12 protein-coding genes are annotated in these 17,260 nt (G+C 28.8%); 6 read left to right on the top strand and 6 right to left on the bottom strand.

What is annotated here, in order from left to right; genetic code table 11:
• Positions 1-9 precede the first annotated feature (9 nt).
• From WHA43_RS10375 to WHA43_RS10365, 3 genes are read left to right on the top strand one after another with little or no spacing between them, the layout of a single operon-like run.
• Positions 10-1,242, top strand: coding sequence for a mannosyltransferase (locus WHA43_RS10375; protein WP_262903987.1), 1,233 nt, complete (start codon positions 10-12; stop codon positions 1,240-1,242).
• Between the two features lie 59 nt (positions 1,243-1,301).
• On the top strand, positions 1,302-2,315 hold the full coding sequence (locus WHA43_RS10370; protein ID WP_105046979.1) for a LacI family DNA-binding transcriptional regulator: 1,014 nt from the start codon (positions 1,302-1,304) through the stop codon (positions 2,313-2,315).
• Positions 2,316-2,318: 3 nt separating this feature from the next.
• Positions 2,319-3,122 (top strand): HAD family hydrolase, encoded by an 804-nt coding sequence (locus tag WHA43_RS10365; protein WP_146104918.1) that lies wholly within the window; start codon positions 2,319-2,321, stop codon positions 3,120-3,122.
• Positions 3,123-3,125: 3 nt separating this feature from the next.
• Here WHA43_RS10365 and WHA43_RS10360 read toward each other — a convergent pair whose 3' ends face one another.
• Both WHA43_RS10360 and WHA43_RS10355 read right to left on the bottom strand, forming a co-directional pair.
• The gene (locus WHA43_RS10360) at positions 3,126-3,713 is read right to left on the bottom strand and encodes a hypothetical protein (RefSeq protein ID WP_105046978.1); all 588 of its coding nucleotides are present in this window, start codon (positions 3,711-3,713) and stop codon (positions 3,126-3,128) included.
• A 2-nt stretch (positions 3,714-3,715) separates the two neighbouring features.
• Positions 3,716-4,507, bottom strand: a complete 792-nt coding sequence (locus WHA43_RS10355) for a DUF2797 domain-containing protein (RefSeq protein WP_105046977.1) — start codon at positions 4,505-4,507, stop codon at positions 3,716-3,718.
• Between the two features lie 57 nt (positions 4,508-4,564).
• Here WHA43_RS10355 and WHA43_RS10350 point away from each other — a divergent pair, with 57 nt between their 5' ends.
• A complete protein-coding gene (locus WHA43_RS10350; protein WP_105046976.1) occupies positions 4,565-6,073 on the top strand; it encodes a GH3 auxin-responsive promoter family protein in 1,509 nt (502 codons plus the stop codon).
• 85 nt (positions 6,074-6,158) lie between these two features.
• Complete coding sequence (locus WHA43_RS10345) at positions 6,159-8,567, top strand: TonB-dependent receptor (RefSeq protein WP_105046975.1); 2,409 nt, start codon at positions 6,159-6,161, stop codon at positions 8,565-8,567.
• Here the strand turns inward: WHA43_RS10345 and WHA43_RS10340 are convergent.
• The 4 genes from WHA43_RS10340 to queA all read right to left on the bottom strand — a co-directional run bounded on the left by WHA43_RS10340 (position 8,564) and on the right by queA (position 13,951).
• Entirely contained in the window at positions 8,564-10,450 is a 1,887-nt protein-coding gene (locus tag WHA43_RS10340; protein ID WP_105046974.1) for a hypothetical protein, read from the bottom strand. The two genes, WHA43_RS10345 and WHA43_RS10340, sit on opposite strands and share 4 nt — an antisense overlap.
• 50 nt (positions 10,451-10,500) lie before the next feature.
• Positions 10,501-11,478, bottom strand: coding sequence for a polyprenyl synthetase family protein (locus WHA43_RS10335; protein ID WP_105046973.1), 978 nt, complete (start codon positions 11,476-11,478; stop codon positions 10,501-10,503).
• Between the two features lie 303 nt (positions 11,479-11,781).
• A complete protein-coding gene (gene rlmN / locus WHA43_RS10330; protein ID WP_105046972.1) occupies positions 11,782-12,822 on the bottom strand; it encodes a 23S rRNA (adenine(2503)-C(2))-methyltransferase RlmN in 1,041 nt (346 codons plus the stop codon).
• Between the two features lie 79 nt (positions 12,823-12,901).
• A complete protein-coding gene (gene queA / locus WHA43_RS10325; RefSeq protein WP_105046971.1) occupies positions 12,902-13,951 on the bottom strand; it encodes a tRNA preQ1(34) S-adenosylmethionine ribosyltransferase-isomerase QueA in 1,050 nt (349 codons plus the stop codon).
• Positions 13,952-14,398: 447 nt separating this feature from the next.
• Between queA and WHA43_RS10320 the strand changes: the two genes are divergently transcribed.
• On the top strand, positions 14,399-17,257 hold the full coding sequence (locus WHA43_RS10320; RefSeq protein WP_105046970.1) for a sensor histidine kinase: 2,859 nt from the start codon (positions 14,399-14,401) through the stop codon (positions 17,255-17,257).
• Positions 17,258-17,260 lie beyond the last annotated feature (3 nt).

Below are 17,260 nucleotides of genomic sequence, written 5' to 3'. Positions count from 1 at the left end.
AAAAGCAACTTGAGTTTTAAAAAACTAGCAATAATTTCAATTCTTTTCAAATTGATTTTTTTGTTTGCGATTCCTAATTTATCTCAAGATTTTTACAGATTTATTTGGGATGGAAGAATGATTTTTGAGGGTTTCAATCCATATCTCTCCAAACCAGAAACATTCATAAATAGTGGACAATTTCCAATTCATGATGCAAAATCATTGTATGACGGAATGGGAGTTTTAAACGGAAGTCATTTTACCAATTATCCTCCAATTCATCAATTCGGATTTCTGATTGCCGCATTTTTTGCCAATAAATCTATTTTTGGAAGCATCATTGTTTTAAGAATTCTAATCATATTAGCAGATTTTGGAATTCTTTTCATCGGGAAAAAAATATTAGAAAGATTACAACTTCCCAATTACACTATTTTTTGGTATGCTTTGAATCCTTTTATCATTATTGAAATGACAGGAAATTTGCATTTTGAACCTGTCATGTTATTCTTTTTGATGCTTAGTTTCTACAAATTACAGCAACAAAAATGGATTTTAGGTGCTGTTTTTATGGGTTGTGCAATTTCAGTAAAACTAATTCCAATGCTCTTTTTACCTTTATTTTTTAGGTGGTTTTCATCAACAAAATCAGAACCAAATTCAAACAAAACAAGTAATTTTATTTGTTTCATCAAAAAAATAGATAGTAGAAAATTGATCGTATTTTACATGATAATTATAGGTGTAATTGTTTTATTATTTGCGCCTTTTTTATCTCAAAATTTAAAAGCAAACTATACAAATTCTGTTGGTTTATGGTTTACAACTTTCGAGTTCAATGCCAGTTTTTACTATCTTTTCAGAGAAATTGGTTATCTGATTTCAGGCTATAATCAAATTGCAATTATTGGAAAAATAACTGCATTAAGCACTGTCATTTTCATTTTAACACTTGCTTTTTTCAGGAAAAATAACTCACTAGAAAATCTCTTTATTTCCATGCTTTTTGGCATTAGTTTTTATTATTTTTTTTCAAGTACTGTGCATCCTTGGTATGTGGCAACTCCTTTACTTTTATGCATTTTTACCAAGTATAAATTTCCTATTTTTTGGTCGTTTGTTGTCATTTTAAGTTATCATGCTTATTCAAATTCAACTTGGAATGAAAATTTACTTTTAGTAGCTTTTCAATATATTTTGCTATTTTCTTACATAATCTATGAAATTAAAAAACATATCGTAAAAAAAACAATTCGTTAATCTTTAATTGTTAAAAAAATGCATTTATTTTTATATCTTCGTGGTTAAAATTTTTTCTTATGAATAAACTCACAATTAAAGACATTGCAAAGAAATTTAATGTCTCAATTTCCACTGTTTCCAAGGCTTTGAATGACAGTTATGAAATTAGTGACGCAACTAAAGAGAAAATTCAGAAATATGCGAAAGAAAACAATTACAAACCTAATTTTAACGCACTTAGTTTAAAAAACAGAAGTACAAAAACCATTGGAATCATTCTTCCAACCATGTTAAACTACTTTTTTGCTCAGGTTTTTAATGGCATAGAAAAAACAGCGTTAGAGAGAGGTTACAAGGTAATTACCTGTATATCAAACGAATCTTATGACAAAGAGTTAGAAATTATTGAAATGCTTTCTAATGGTAGTATTGATGGATTTATTTTATCAATGTCAAAAGAAACTGAAATCAATGCGAATTTTTCTCATTTTCAAGAAACGATTGAAAACGGGATTCCAATTGTGATGTTTGACAGAGTTGCCTCTGCAATTGAATGCGATAAAATTATAACTGACGATTTTAATGGTGCATTAAATACAGTTGAACATTTGTATAAAAGTGGTCATAGAAAAATTGGTTTTGTATCAACTTTAAGTAATTTACATATTGGTCAACAACGATTTTTAGGATATAAAAAAGGTATAGAAACAGTTGGTTTGCCATTTAATGAAGAATATGTAATTAACATTATTGATACTGATTATAAAAAATACGAAGAAATCTTATCGCCATTTTTGAAAAAAAATAAATTAGATAGTATCATTACAACAGGCGAATCTGCAGCTGTTGCTTCTATGAAAGCAGCTTTAAAATTGGGTTATCAAATTCCGAAAGACATGTCAGTTATTGCATTTTCAAACGGAATTTTAGCAAGACATTCAAGTCCAAAAATGACTACAATTAGTCAACATGGTGAATTGATGGGTGAAACTGCAGCTACAATTTTAATTGACAGATTAGAAAACAAATTAACTGATTTTACAAAAAAAGTCATCAAAACCGATTTAGTAATTAGAGATTCTAGCAAATAATTGATGGATTTTTCCCAAATTAAATTGGTTGTTTCTGATATGGATGGCACGTTGCTCAATTCCAAAGGAAACGTAAGCAGCCAATTCTTTTCTCTTTTTAAAAAACTACAAGAAAAAAACATTCATTTTTGTGCTGCAAGTGGAAGACAACACAATAGTATTGTTTCCAAATTGGATACAATAAAAAATCAAATTTATGTTATTGCCGAAAACGGAGGCATTGTAAAACAAGGAAAAACCACCATCCTTTCACAATTTTTAGATGCGCAAAAAGTACAAGAAATCATTCCGATTTTACGAACTATTGCTGGAGCAAATATGGTGCTTTGTTGCGATAATTCTGCATATATTGAAAGTAAAGACGAACGTTTTATCAACCTTTTTCAAGAATATTATCACAGTTTTCAACAAGTGGAAGATGTCATGGAAATTGCCAAAACAATTCCTGTTTTTAAAATTGCTGTGTATCATTTTGATTCCTCAGAAAAGTTTATTTTTCCTATAGTGCAAGATTTTAAAAACGATGTTTTATTAAAAATTTCTGGACAACATTGGTTGGATATTTCTGACGAAAAAGCCAATAAGGGGAATGCTTTAAAAGCGGTTCAAAATCTTTTGAATGTTACAAAAGAACAAACCTTGGTTTTTGGTGATTATCACAATGATATTGAAATGATGCAAGAATCCAATTTTTCATTCGCAATGAAAAATGCGCATGAAGACATCAAAAAAATTGCAAAATACAGCACTGAATCAAATAACAATTTTGGTGTAGAAATGGTGTTGGAAAAATTGGTAAACTTTTAAAATTTATTCTTCTATTTCTATTGGAATTGGTGGAGGTGGGTTTGGAAATATTCTATCCAAAGGATAATCTAACATAATACCTAATTCAATACTATCTTTAGAAACTATTTCAGTTTTATTGTATGTTTCAAGTATTTTTAATAGATAATTTTTAAGTTTTTTTGAATCTGCATTTGGTTCTAATGACAATTCTATAAAAGCTCTTTTATATGAAAACGGAAGGTCAATTTCCTTATTATTATTTTCATAATGTAATTTTAAAAATTTTGATAAATGGCTAATATGATATGTTTTATCCATTCTAAAAATACTATCATTGATTATCTTCAACATATTTCTCTCACGAATATATCCGCCAGTATTTGCGAATGGAGAAATAATATAGGTTTTATTAAATTCTATAACTTTAATATACAAATTCCTTTTATTATATAATTCATTTCTAATTGAATCAGTAATTTGCTTAAAATTTAAATTGTCGATACTAATTTCAGTAGTTTTATTTTCATCAAAAAACTTTTTTGAAGGGTAATAATAAACTTCCTTTTTACATGAAGAGAAAATAATAAATAAGATGATAATTTTTTTCATATTTAAAATTCAATCGCAACAACCAAACCTTCATTAGCGCGAATATTAAAAACGGTTTCGTCTTCAAAAATCAAATATTGTCCTTTGATGCCAACTAATTTTCCAGAAAATGTTTTTTCTTTTTCTAAAGACAAACTTTTAGGTTTTTCAGGATATTTCAACACCGGAAAATGAATCTGGGTTTCTTGATTGTTTTCAATAAAATAAGGCAAAACCTCATCAGGAATGTATTTTTTAAGCTGATCTCTCCAAACCACTAAATCCTCGTCTTTACAGTCATTTTGCAACATTTTTCGCCAATTGGTTTTATCAGCAACATGTGCTTTTAACGCAACTTCTGTGATTCCTGCTAAATATCTATTGGGCACTTCAACAATTTCTATGGCTTCGTGCGCACCTTGATCAATCCATCTTGTAGGCACTTGTTGCTTTCTGGTAACACCCACTTTTACGTTGCTAGAATTTGCCAAATACACAATATGTGGTTGCAATTGCACCGATTTTTCATATGCTAAATCACGATCTTCAATGCCTAAATGTGCTTTACTCAACTCAGGTTTCATAATCCAATCACCAGCATTTGGGGTTTCAAAAAAACAAGATTTACAAAAACCTTGTCTAAAAATTGGCTTTTCCAATTCACATTGCAAACATTGATATTTTACAAAAGAAATGGAAATTTCGGAATTCAATAGTTGATTTACGTGCAAAAAATCAGATTGCATATCTAAAAAATACTGAATCTCGTCTAAATATTCCGTTTTCATTTTTTTTAACACTCCTTGATAGTTCATGACCAAATTTTAGTATTTTTAACTTTTAACAAAATTACGAAAATCAACTAGCAAACTATGCCATTCTTTTTAGTTAATTCAATCATATCATGGTTTTTAAAAAAACGAATTCACCAAATTGAATTATTTTTAAAATATCCGATTGATGTTCAGGAAGAATTATTATTGAAATTGGTATCAACAGCCAAAAGAACAGCGTTTGGAAATGAACATCATTTTTCGGAAATTGAAAATTATAAGGACTTTGTAAAAAATGTTCCGATTCAAAAATATGAAACCATTGCTCCGTTAATTGAACGTTGCAGAAAAGGAGAACAAAATTTATTTTGGCCAACACCCATCAAATGGTTTGCAAAATCAAGTGGAACCACAAATGCCAAAAGTAAATTTATTCCTGTAAGTAATGAAGCTTTAGAATATTGCCATTTAAAAGCTGGTAAAGACATGTTGTGTTTGTACATTACCAACAACGAAGAAAGTCAGTTATTTACTGGAAAAGGATTGAAATTAGGGGGAAGTTCAGCCATTTACGAAGACAACAATTCTTATTTTGGAGATTTATCTGCAATCATTACTGAGAATTTGCCATTTTGGGCAGATTTTAGTTCAGCTCCCAAACAAGAAACTGCATTATTGGCTGAATGGGAAACCAAATTAGAGGCAATTATTGAAGAAACCATTCACGAAGACATCACAAGTTTGGTGGGTGTTCCTAGTTGGATGCTGGTTTTATTGAATAGAGTTTTAGACAAAACAGGCAAAAATAATATTCTAGAAGTTTGGCCAAATTTGGAAGTATATTTTCATGGAGGTGTCAATTTTAATCCTTACAGAGAGCAGTTTAAAAAACTGATTCCAAAAAAGAGTTTCAAATATTATGAAACCTACAATGCATCTGAAGGATTTTTTGCGATACAAGATCAAAATAATTCGAAAGAATTATTACTGATGTTAGATTATGGAATTTTTTACGAGTTCATTCCTATGACTGAATATAAAGGAGAAAGTTCTAAAGCAATTCCTTTATCCGAAGTTAAAAAAGATGTTGATTATGGATTGATTATCACCACAAATGCAGGATTATGGCGCTACATGATTGGTGATACCATTAAATTTACCTCTTTAGATCCTTACAGAATAAAAATTACTGGAAGAACAAGACATTATATCAATGTTTTTGGCGAAGAATTGAACATTGAAAATGTAGAAGATGCATTGAATTTGGCTTGTAAAAAAACAAACGCAACCATCACAGATTACACTTTGGCTCCAATTTTTATGGAAGGAAAAAATAGTGGAGGACATGAATGGTTGATTGAATTTAAAGACGCACCAGAAAATTTACAATATTTTACGGAGTTGTTAGACAACGCTTTAAAATCAATCAATTCAGATTATGAAGCAAAAAGATACAACAATTTAACGCTGGCTTTTCCAAAAATACAAGTTGCAAAACAAGGTTTGTTTTATGAATGGTTGAAGAAAAAAGGAAAATTGGGTGGGCAACACAAAGTGCCAAGATTGTCTAATAAAAGAGAATTTTTGGAGGAATTATTAAGTTTATAATTTTTAAAATAAAACCTCAAAAAACCATAAAAAGGTATGATTTTTGATAAGTAAAAACTTCAATTATCAATCATAGATTTTATAGATGTTAAAACAACTATTCTTATTTTCAGTTTTCCTTTTTTTTGGTGCGCACGCATATTCTCAAACAGTAACTATCGTAAATAAAGAAACAAATGAGCGTTTAGAACAGGTTACCATTTTTGATCAAAAAACTAAAAACTACGTTACTACAAACGAAAAAGGTCAAGCAGATATTAGTACTTTTAAAAATGCAGAAAAATTAGAAGTCCGTTTTTTAGGTTTTAAATCGAAACTAAAAACCTATGCTGAAATTATAAATAACAAATTTATCATTCAACTAGAACCTAGTATTTTGAGCATGGATGAAATTGTCATTTCAGCTTCAAAATGGAAACAAAAAAAATCAGAACTTGCCACAAAAGTAGCCGTAATTTCAAAGAAAGAAATTCAATTATTAAATCCGCAAACTGCTGCTGATTTATTGACTGTTTCAGGCAAAGTGTTTATGCAAAAAAGCCAACAAGGAGGAGGAAGTCCCATGATTAGAGGCTTCGCAACCAACAGATTGTTGTATACCATTGATGGTGTTCGTATGAATAATGCCATTTTTAGAGCTGGTAATATTCAGAATGTCATTTCTTTAGATCCTTTTTCAATAGAAAAAACAGAAGTTGTTTTTGGGCCTGGCTCCGTAATTTATGGAAGTGATGCTATTGGTGCAGTAATGAGTTTTAAAACCATTACTCCTAAATTTTCTTTTGATGAAAAAGCCCTTATTTCTGGAAATGCTTTTGCACGATTTTCGTCTGCAAATGAAGAAAAAACCGTTCATGCTGATATCAATTTGGGATTTCAAAAATGGGCATTTGTAACGAGTATTTCTCATAACGATTATGGAGATTTAACTATGGGAAGCAATGGACCTGAAGAATATTTACGCAATTTTTATGTAGAAAGAATTAATAATCAAGATGTTGCAATCACGAACGAAAATCCAAAAAAACAAATTCCAACAGGATACACCCAACTCAATTTGATGCAAAAAGTAGGATTTAAATCTGATGACAATTGGGATTTTGAATACGGTTTTCATTTTTCTGAAACATCAAGTTATGATAGATATGATCGCTTAATCATCACAAGAAATGGAAATCCAAGAGATGGTGAATGGAAATATGGCCCTCAAAAATGGTTGATGAATAATCTTGAAATTGATAAAAATATGGCGCATTCATTTTTTGACAATGTAAGTTTACGACTCACGCATCAAAATTTTGAAGAAAGTAGAATTAGCAGAGGTTTCAACAGAAATAGTAGAGAAACAAGAACTGAAAAAGTGGCTGCTTTTTCAACCAATTTGGATTTTTCAAAGGTATTAAGCAAACGAAATAAACTATTTTATGGTGCAGAATATGTGTTTAATGAGGTAACTTCTACAGGAGTTAATACAGATATTTCTACCAATATTTCACAAAAAGGACCAAGCAGATATCCCAATGCAACTTGGTCTTCTTTAGGTTTTTATGTGTCAAATCAAACAGATTTTGCTTCAAAATGGACCTTACAAACAGGTTTGCGTTATAATTTTTATACGTTAGATGCTGTTTTTGATACTACTTTTTATCCATTTCCATTTACAGAAGCAAAAATTGATGATGCAGCATTTTCAGGAAGTATTGGTTTGGTTTTTAGACCCGAAAAAACATGGTTGTTAAGCACCAATTTTTCATCTGCTTTTCGTTCGCCAAATGTAGATGATGTTGGAAAAGTTTTTGATTCTGAACCTGGTTTTGTAGTTGTTCCAAATCCAAATTTGAAAGCAGAATATGCTTATAATACAGATGTTTCTGTAGCAAAAACATTTGGCGATTTTGTAAAAGTTGAGTTGACAGGATTTTATACTTTATTAAAAAATGCCATGGTTCGTAGAAACTTTACATTGAATGGACAATCACAAATCATGTATGATGGAGAAATGAGCCAAGTGCAAGCGATTCAAAATGCTGCTGCAGCAAATGTATATGGATTTCAAACAGGTATAGAAATCGATCTTGGAAAAGGCTTTGGATTTTCTACAGATTTCAATTATCAAAAAGGGGAAGAAGAGTTGGATAATGGAGAAAAAGACCCATTAAGACATGCAACTCCTTGGTTTGGAACAACACGTTTTAGTTATAGTAATGAAAAGTTCAACGCTCAATTTTATGCCAATTACAGTGGTGAAGTTGCTTTTGAAGACATGCCTGAAACCGAAATAGCAAAACCTTTTATATATGCAATTGATCAAAATGGCAATCCGTATTCACCTTCTTGGTTTATTTTAAATATCAAAACGTCGTATAAATTTAAAGAAAAATTGTTGTTTTCATCAGGAATTGAAAACCTAACAGATTTACGTTACAGACCTTATAGCTCAGGAATTGTTTCTCCAGGCAGAAATTTTGTAATTTCTTTGAAAGCGACTATTTAATTTTTAGTACAGTTTTCGCAATAAGTATTTTTTAGATATTTATTTTTTAACAACTGAAAGGTAACACCACCATCATTTGAAGAATCGAATAATTTACAAAATCGTTTTTTGTTAATCTCAATAGCGTTTAACATAATGGTTCTGTAATTTTTTGATGCAACAGTATAGTCATCAATTAATGTAAGGTTTAAGTAATAAAACAATAAATCTTCATCAATCGTTATTTCTTTTACTTTATCTTCTAAAAGATCAATTGCTTCTTCTGTATTTGCATAAAATGTTAGAAACTGAGCTAAACTTACATAATCAAAATTTGAAAGGGTAAAATTATTATATGTTTCTAATATAAAATCAACTGAGTCATCTTTAGCTTCGTATTTTCGCTCTTTCATGTTTTTCTCGGCTTTTACAATATGAAAATTTACCAACATTCTATCAATTAATTGTTGCTTTATGCCAAATTTTTTTAAATCTAAAATTTCAGTTTTAAAATCGTTTTCTTTGATTTCTTCCCAATTATATCTCCAAATAAAAAATTTCATTACCATTAAATTATATTTGATTTGATAATTTTTTGGGTCTAATTTTTCTAGAACCTTCAATTCATCAAAAACAATTTTTGCATAACTTACATTTAAAAGATATTTAAAAACAGTATTTTTTGTGAGAATTAGCATAAATTTTAGCTGCTTTGGAACTGTAAGTTTTGAAAGCAATTCTGGAGAATTTTCTTCTTTCAATTTTTCGAATATTGAGTTTTGAACTACTAAAGCTTCATCAATATTTTCATTTAAAATCAATTGATTAAAGGTATCAACCAATTTTTCTTTTGACATATTTTTATACTTGTCTTTTTTTTCTAATTCTAAAATGATAACCGCTTTTCTATGATTTTTTAAATACTTTTCTAAATCCGAAGAGACATTTCCAACAACTTTTTGTTTTATTTCACTTTTTGAAAGTTCTTTAAAATCTTTATAATTGGTTTTTGAGATATCATTTAAAAATTCAACCCAATTTTCTGAGGTAGAAATTTCTGTAATTATATTAGGTTGTTGAAATGTTTGTAGTGATTTAATGATACTATTAGCTCGTTTTTCTTGCAATTCTAAATTCCTTTCAAGACTTCCTTCAATAGAAGAATACGCTTTGATATTTATCTTTTTTATAGTAAAATCAGTCAATTTTAAACTATCATACAAAGGCTTTATGTCTTCAGAAACATACTCATATTTATTTTTTTGAAAAGGAATGATGAACTTTAATGTTTTGTACTTAGTGACAAATTTATCAGTTGTAGTAATTTTTTTATCCTTATAAGTAAGGGAATCTAAATAAACTCCCATATCTAACAAGTCCCAAGGAAATGACTCAAGGTTATAAATTGTTTGGTATCTGCATAAAGCTTTATTATTTAAAAACAGGATGTTAAACTCTAATTCGTCATTTTGCAATTCTTTTGGAATTGAACCTACTAGGGTTTGAAAATTTCCAGATTTTTCCGATTTTTTAAATCCTCTAAGTAATTGTTGGGCAAAAACAGGTTGTAATAAAGTTCCTTTGATTTGAGAATCTTCAAAATCTTTATTGCAATCATAAATAGATTTAGAAACCACATCAATTGCAACTCCATCTCCTGAATTTTTAAAAACTGCAGCAAACCAATTTTTATCATTGGTACTTAAAAAAAGTTGATTTCCTTCTTTTACAATACTAAATCTAACTTCTTTTGGTTTTTGATGAAATGCATTTGTAAAATAAGAACACTTTTGGTTTCTTTCAGCATCAGAAATTGGAAAATATATTCCTGAATTTGATTGAGAAAAATTAATTTGTGAAAATAATAAGGCTACAATAAATAAGAGGAAGTATTTTTTTTTCATAGTTTGATTTTTTCTTGAAAATCAAATATAAAAAATACTCTTTAAACTGACTAAATTTTACGTTCAACAACGTAATCAATCATAGTTTTTAAGGAATTTTTATAGTCAGAATTTGGATATTGTTCTAAAATAGCAAGTGCTTTATTTTTATACTCATTCATTTTTGAAGTTGTATATTCAATTCCTCCATGATTTTTTACAAAACTGATGACTTCTTTAACACGAACTTTATCTCGATTGTATTTTTTTACAGAATTGATAATCCATGCTTTTTCTTTTGGAGAACAGGTATTTAATGTATAAATCAAAGGCAAAGTCATTTTTTGCTCTTTGATGTCAATGCCTGTTGGTTTTCCAATTTTTTCATCAGTATAATCAAATAAATCATCTTTTATTTGAAAAGCGATGCCAATATACTCACCGAATTTTCGCATTTGCTGTACCGTTTCTTCATTTGCCCCAACTGAAGCTGCTCCAATTCCACAACAAGCCGCAATTAACGTGGCTGTTTTTTGACGAATGATATCAAAATAAATATCTTCGGAAATGTCTAATTTTCGGGCTTTTTCAATTTGTAACAACTCGCCTTCACTCATTTCGCGAACAGCAATTGAAATCAATTTTAGCAAATCAAAATCGCCATTGTCAATCGAAAGTAACAATCCTTTTGACAATAAAAAATCCCCAACTAAAACCGCGATTTTATTTTTCCAAAGGGCATTTATCGAGAAAAAACCACGTCTTCTATTGCTATCATCAACCACATCATCATGCACTAAAGTAGCTGTATGAATCAATTCAACTACTGATGCTCCTCTATACGTTCGTTCGTCAAAACCACCATCAGAAACCATTTTTGCCACCAAAAAAACAAACATAGGTCGCATTTGCTTTCCTTTTCTGCGAATAATGTAATAGGTAATTCTGTTTAAAAGTGGCACATTGGATTGCATGGAATCTTTGAATTTTTTTTCAAAGAGTTCCATTTCATTTTTGATAGGAAGTTTTATAAGTTCTACTGGTTTCATTTATGGTGAACTATTTTACGCTGAATTTATTTCAGTGTTTCAGTATTTAAAAACAAAAATAATCAATAATTAAACCTTTCTCTTCATTTTAAAAAATATATACCCTGTAATAATTGTTAAAATTATTGGCACAATAATTACTAAAATTCCAATTCCATTTTTCATTGCTTGATTTTCTATACCTCCCATTCCAAAAATTGAAAGAAAGATAATGTTACAAATAACGAAGTAAATCATAAGTGATGAAAGAAGAAAGAATAAATTGAAAATTACTTTTAAATATTTATTCATGAATTAAAAAACTTAACTCTTATTTGCCAATTGTCCACAAGCAGCATCAATATCTTTCCCTCTACTTCTTCTTACATTTACGGTGATATCATGCATTTCTAAATTAGAAATGTAATTGTTGATGGCACTAGAACTTGCTTGTTGAAATTGCCCATCATCAATTGGATTGTATTCAATCAAATTCACTTTACAAGGCACATATTTACAGAAATCAATCAATGCTTTTACATCTTCATTTCTGTCATTTATTCCTTCCCAAACTACATATTCATAGGTAATTTTTCGTTTGGTTTTTTCGTACCAATATTCCAAAGATTCACGCAAATCATCCAATGGGAAATGTTCGTTAAATGGCATGATTGAAGTTCGTACTTCTTCAATTGCTGAATGTAAGGAAACAGCTAAATTGAATTTTACTTCATCATCAGCCATTTTTTTAATCATTTTTGGAACACCTGATGTAGAAACTGTAATTCGTTTTGATGACATTCCTAAACCTTCAGGAGAAGTGATTTTTTCAATCGCTTTAATGACATTGTTATAGTTCATTAAAGGCTCTCCCATTCCCATAAAAACAATATTCGTCAATTTTTTTTGATGATATAACTGACTTTGTTGGTCAATTACAACTACTTGATCGTAAATTTCATCTGGATTTAAATTGCGCATTCTTTTTAAACGCGCAGTTGCGCAAAATTTACAATCTAAACTGCAACCAACTTGACTAGAAACACAAGCTGTTGTTCTTTTTTTTGTTGGAATTAAAACAGATTCAACAACCAAACCATCATGCAATTTGATGCCATTTTTAATTGTTCCATCTGCACTTTTTTGCATGGAATCTACTTTGATATGATTGATGACAAAGTGTTTTTCTAACATTTCTCTTGTTTGTTTAGAAATGTTGGTCATGTCGTCAAATGAATGCAAAGACTTATTCCAAAGCCACTCATACACTTGGTTTCCGCGAAAAGCTTTATCGCCATTTTTTTCAAAAAAATCGCGTAATTGTTCTTTGGTAAGTGCTCTAATATCTTTCTTTATGATTTCCATGGTTTGCAAAAATACAAAACCTCACAAGCATTTTTGTGAGGTTTTTAAAATCTAACTTACTTTTTTAAAATTTAAAAAATTAAATAATCAACATGGCATCGCCATAAGAGTAAAATCTGTATTTTTCTTTAACAGCTTCTTTATAAGCTTTCATTAAAAAATCATATCCTGCAAATGCTGCAGTCATCATCATTAATGTTGATTTTGGTGTATGAAAATTCGTAACCATTGCATTTGCTATGCTAAAATCATAAGGAGGAAAAATAAATTTATTCGTCCATCCTTCATAAGGATTTAACAATTGATTTGCTGATACTGAAGATTCTACAGTTCTCATCACTGTTGTACCTACTGCACAAATTCTTCTTTTTTCTTTTTTGGCTTGATTTATTTTTTGAGCTGTACTTGCTGGAATAATGATTTGCTCAGAATCCATTTTGTGTTTCGATAAATCTTCTACTTCAACTGGACTGAAAGTTCCTAAACCAACATGTAAGGTCATTTCTGCGAATTCAATTCCTTTAATTTCTAAACGCTTCATTAAGTGTTTTGAAAAATGCAAACCTGCTGTTGGTGCAGCAACTGCGCCTTCGTGTTTTGCATAAATGGTTTGATAACGCTCTTCATCTTCAGGGCGCAATTCTCTGTTAATGTATTTTGGAAGTGGCGTTTCGCCCAATTCAATCAATTTTTCTCTAAAAGCTTCATAACTTCCATCGAATAAAAAACGTAAAGTTCTTCCTCTAGATGTTGTATTGTCAATTACTTCTGCAACTAAGCTATCATCATCACCAAAAAATAATTTATTTCCAATTCTGATTTTTCTTGCAGGATCAACCAAAACATCCCACAAACGATTTTCAGCATTCAATTCTCTCAATAAAAAAACTTCGATTTTTGCGCCTGTTTTTTCTTTGTTTCCATACATTCTTGCTGGAAAAACTTTGGTATTATTCAACATTAAAACATCACCTTCATCAAAATAATCGATAATGTCTTTAAATAATTTATGCTCAATAGTTTGTGTTTTTCTATTTAAGACCATCAAACGAGATTCGTCTCTGTGCTCAGAAGGATATTCTGCTAATAATTCATCTGGTAATGTAAACTCAAAGTGTGATAATTTCATAAGACTGTTTTAGTAAAGGCGGCAAAGATACAATATCAAAACAGGCGTTGTCAAGTAAATTGGCAACTATTATTTTTTAATAAATAAATAGTTCTATAAAATTAAAATGTGACTTGTGTAAAAACACAAATCACATTGACTTTCCTCTTTTTCAAAAAAGGTATTTGAATAATTTTATAAATCTGTAACTTGTATAAAATTTCCCCTTTTTTATATTGTTATTGATATAAAATCTAATTTCTAATGATGTGATAAAACTATTATTCTTATCGTAATTATAAAATCGAAAACAAAAGTAGTTTGGTTACTTATGCTTAAAATGAAACAGTTTACGTAAAGACGGTTTCAGTTTACAAAACAAGTTTTTATTAATTAAAAAGTATGTTTCGTTAACTTATTGATTTTAAACTTATCTGTATATTTACTTTTGATCTAAAAAGTATTCTTTTGAAGCAATTTATATTATTTCTTCTCTTTTCAACTTCGTTTTTTTTGTTTGGACAAAATCCTAATTATTCTATAATTGATAAAACAAACGGACTTCCATCAAATAGCGTCTATGATATTTTTCAAGATAGTAAAGGCTTTATATGGTTTTCTACTGCAAAAGGTATTTGTAGATTTGACGGGGCAACAATCAAAACATTTTCAAACAAATTACAAACTTCCAAATCTGGCTCAGGTATTTTAGAAGATAAATATGGTAGAATTTGGTACGAAAATTTTGATGGTTATTTGTATTACATAGAAAATGACGAACTAAAACTTTTAAAAAACGCAGAGAGTATTAGTTATTTTCGATTTGGAATTATCAATAATACTCTGTTTGTGTTGCAACAAAATTCCATAAATCTTTATGATTTAAAGTCACTTCAATTAAAAAAGAGAATAGCCATAAATGAATATTATAAATTTAGTGTTTCAAACGACACACACTTTTACGTTCTAGGCAAGAAATTATATGAAATTGATGAAAAAGGAAATAAAAAATCATACAAATTGCCAAAAATATTTGAAAATGATTTTCCATTCAACTTTTTACAGAAGTACAAAAAAGGAATTCTAATCTCATCAAAATTCAATAAAAATTATCTGATTTTTGAAAACGGTACTTTCACCCATAAAAAAATTGATTATTCTATTGATTTTTTCCAAAATATTTCAACTTACCATGATGAATTATGGGTTTGCACCCCAAAAGGTACTTTAAAAATTTCATCAAATGATAAACCAATTCACTTTTTTAAAAACGAAAATATTTCGAACGTTTTTAGAGACAAACAACAAAATTATTGGTTTGCAACATTAAATAAAGGAGTATTCTTTGTAGAAAATTTTGATACAAAGTTTATCGCTTTTGATAAAATTCCGAATACAATTACAAAAACAAATTCCGAAATAATTATTGGCACAGACAAAGCTGAACTATACACATTTGATGTTTTAGAAAATTCATTTTCAGCAATTTATAAAGGACAAAGTAATCATGCAGTCAATCAATTAATGTATGATGAAATTTCGAAAAAGATTTATTTTACATCCTCAAAATTTGGAGTTATATCCAATAACAAATTGATTTTAGAAATAGTTAATGCTGTAAAAGACATCAATAGAGTTGACGAAAAATACATAACCTACGCAGCCACAAATAACTCTGGATTGATCATGACAAATCCGAATCTTAAAAGTGATTGGGATGCTTTGTTTAAAAGCGAAATTGATACAAGTGATACAAAGTTCAACAATGCTTTTTTAATTAGAGGTAAAAATGGGAAATCATCTGTTTTTAATCCTGTTAATAACACAATTTATTATGCAACAAACAAAGGTTTGATTGCTCAAAAAACCAATTCTCAAGAAGAAATTACCTACAATAACAGCACTTGTTATTTTAGCAAACTAAACTTTTTTGATGGAAAAGTATACGCACTTTCAACTAACGAGAAAATTTTTATAATTGACACTCAAAACAATATCTCACTTTTTAAACTTCCTTTTGGTTACGAAAATGAAATTGTTGAATTTATAAAAATTCAAGAGCAATTTTTATATGCTTTTATTGCCGATGAAATTTTAGAATTTGATCTCAAAAATAATACACATAAAAAAATTATTTCAATAAGAAAAGATATCACCATTAGTGATATTACTTTGTTTAAAAACAACATTTACATTGCTTCATCCAAAGGAATTTTAATAAAAAACAGAACGCTTTTACAAAAAAATAGCAATCCAAAATTAATCATTAATAAAACATTGGTCAATGATACTTTTCTTGATGTTTCAGAGGCTAAAACATTGAATTATGATGAAAATAATATTAAAATAGACTTTTCAATTTTGTCATTTTTACCCAATGAAAAAAATACTGTTTTTTATAAAATCAATAATTCTAATTGGTATCAATTAGAATCCAATAGCCGAAATGTAAACTTAATTTCTTTGGCTCCTGGAACTTACGCTGTTACCTTAAAACTAAATGAAAAAGGAAATTTTGAGACGATAAATTTCACCATAAAAAATCCATTTTGGAAAACTCCTTTATTTATTATTCTGCTGATTTTAATCACTTTAAGTTCATTATATTTTTTATATACTAGAAAATTACAACAAATTGATAAGAAAAATCAGCTGAAATTAGATAAAATTAATCTAGAGAAAAACCTAAATCAATCTAAACTAAAGGCTATTAAATCGCAAATGAATCCACATTTTTTCTACAATGCATTGAATACGTTGCAATCGTATATTTTATCGAACGAAAAAAAGGAAGCTGTTGAATATTTATCAAAATTTTCGAATCTAACACGCACTATTTTAGAGGCAACTGAAAAAGATTTTGTGACCATTCATGATGAAATTAAAACCCTTAAATTGTATTTAGAAATTGAAAAAGCTCGTTTTGAAAAAGATTTTATGTTTGAAATTATTGTAGAAAAAAACATAGAAATTGACACTATTAAAATTCCAACTTTATTGATTCAACCTTATGTAGAAAATGCTGTAAAGCACGGTTTATTGCACAAACAAGGACTTAAAAAACTTGAAATTCATTTTGAAAAAATTGAAAATTCACTAAAAATCTCTATTGATGATAATGGAATTGGCAGAAAAAAAAGTTCAGAATTAAATTCCATCAAGAATAAAAATCATATTTCATTTGCAACAAAAGCCATGCAAAACAGAATTGAATTATTAAATCAATTTACCAATACAACCTCAACAATTTCAATTATTGATAAAACAAATCAACAAGGAAAACCAACTGGAACAAAGGTAGTTTTGTCAATTTATATAAACTATTAATGC

It is taken from the genome of Polaribacter gangjinensis, from assembly GCF_038024125.1.
Lineage (GTDB): Bacteria > Bacteroidota > Bacteroidia > Flavobacteriales > Flavobacteriaceae > Polaribacter > Polaribacter gangjinensis.
Note: the sequence above shows the minus strand (reverse complement) of the source record. Positions and strands in the feature narration are given on the sequence as shown.

What these genes read in the sequence shown, in the direction of transcription:
- WHA43_RS10370 (WP_105046979.1), top strand. Translation starts at nt 1,302, where the DNA reads ATGAATAAACTCACAATTAAAGACATTGCAAAGAAATTTAATGTCTCA.
- WHA43_RS10365 (WP_146104918.1), top strand. Translation starts at nt 2,319, where the DNA reads ATGGATTTTTCCCAAATTAAATTGGTTGTTTCTGATATGGATGGCACG.
- WHA43_RS10360 (WP_105046978.1), bottom strand. Translation starts at nt 3,713, where the DNA reads ATGAAAAAAATTATCATCTTATTTATTATTTTCTCTTCATGTAAAAAG.
- WHA43_RS10355 (WP_105046977.1), bottom strand. Translation starts at nt 4,507, where the DNA reads ATGAACTATCAAGGAGTGTTAAAAAAAATGAAAACGGAATATTTAGAC.
- WHA43_RS10350 (WP_105046976.1), top strand. Translation starts at nt 4,565, where the DNA reads ATGCCATTCTTTTTAGTTAATTCAATCATATCATGGTTTTTAAAAAAA.
- WHA43_RS10345 (WP_105046975.1), top strand. Translation starts at nt 6,159, where the DNA reads ATGTTAAAACAACTATTCTTATTTTCAGTTTTCCTTTTTTTTGGTGCG.
- WHA43_RS10340 (WP_105046974.1), bottom strand. Translation starts at nt 10,450, where the DNA reads ATGAAAAAAAAATACTTCCTCTTATTTATTGTAGCCTTATTATTTTCA.
- WHA43_RS10335 (WP_105046973.1), bottom strand. Translation starts at nt 11,478, where the DNA reads ATGAAACCAGTAGAACTTATAAAACTTCCTATCAAAAATGAAATGGAA.
- rlmN (WP_105046972.1), bottom strand. Translation starts at nt 12,822, where the DNA reads ATGGAAATCATAAAGAAAGATATTAGAGCACTTACCAAAGAACAATTA.
- queA (WP_105046971.1), bottom strand. Translation starts at nt 13,951, where the DNA reads ATGAAATTATCACACTTTGAGTTTACATTACCAGATGAATTATTAGCA.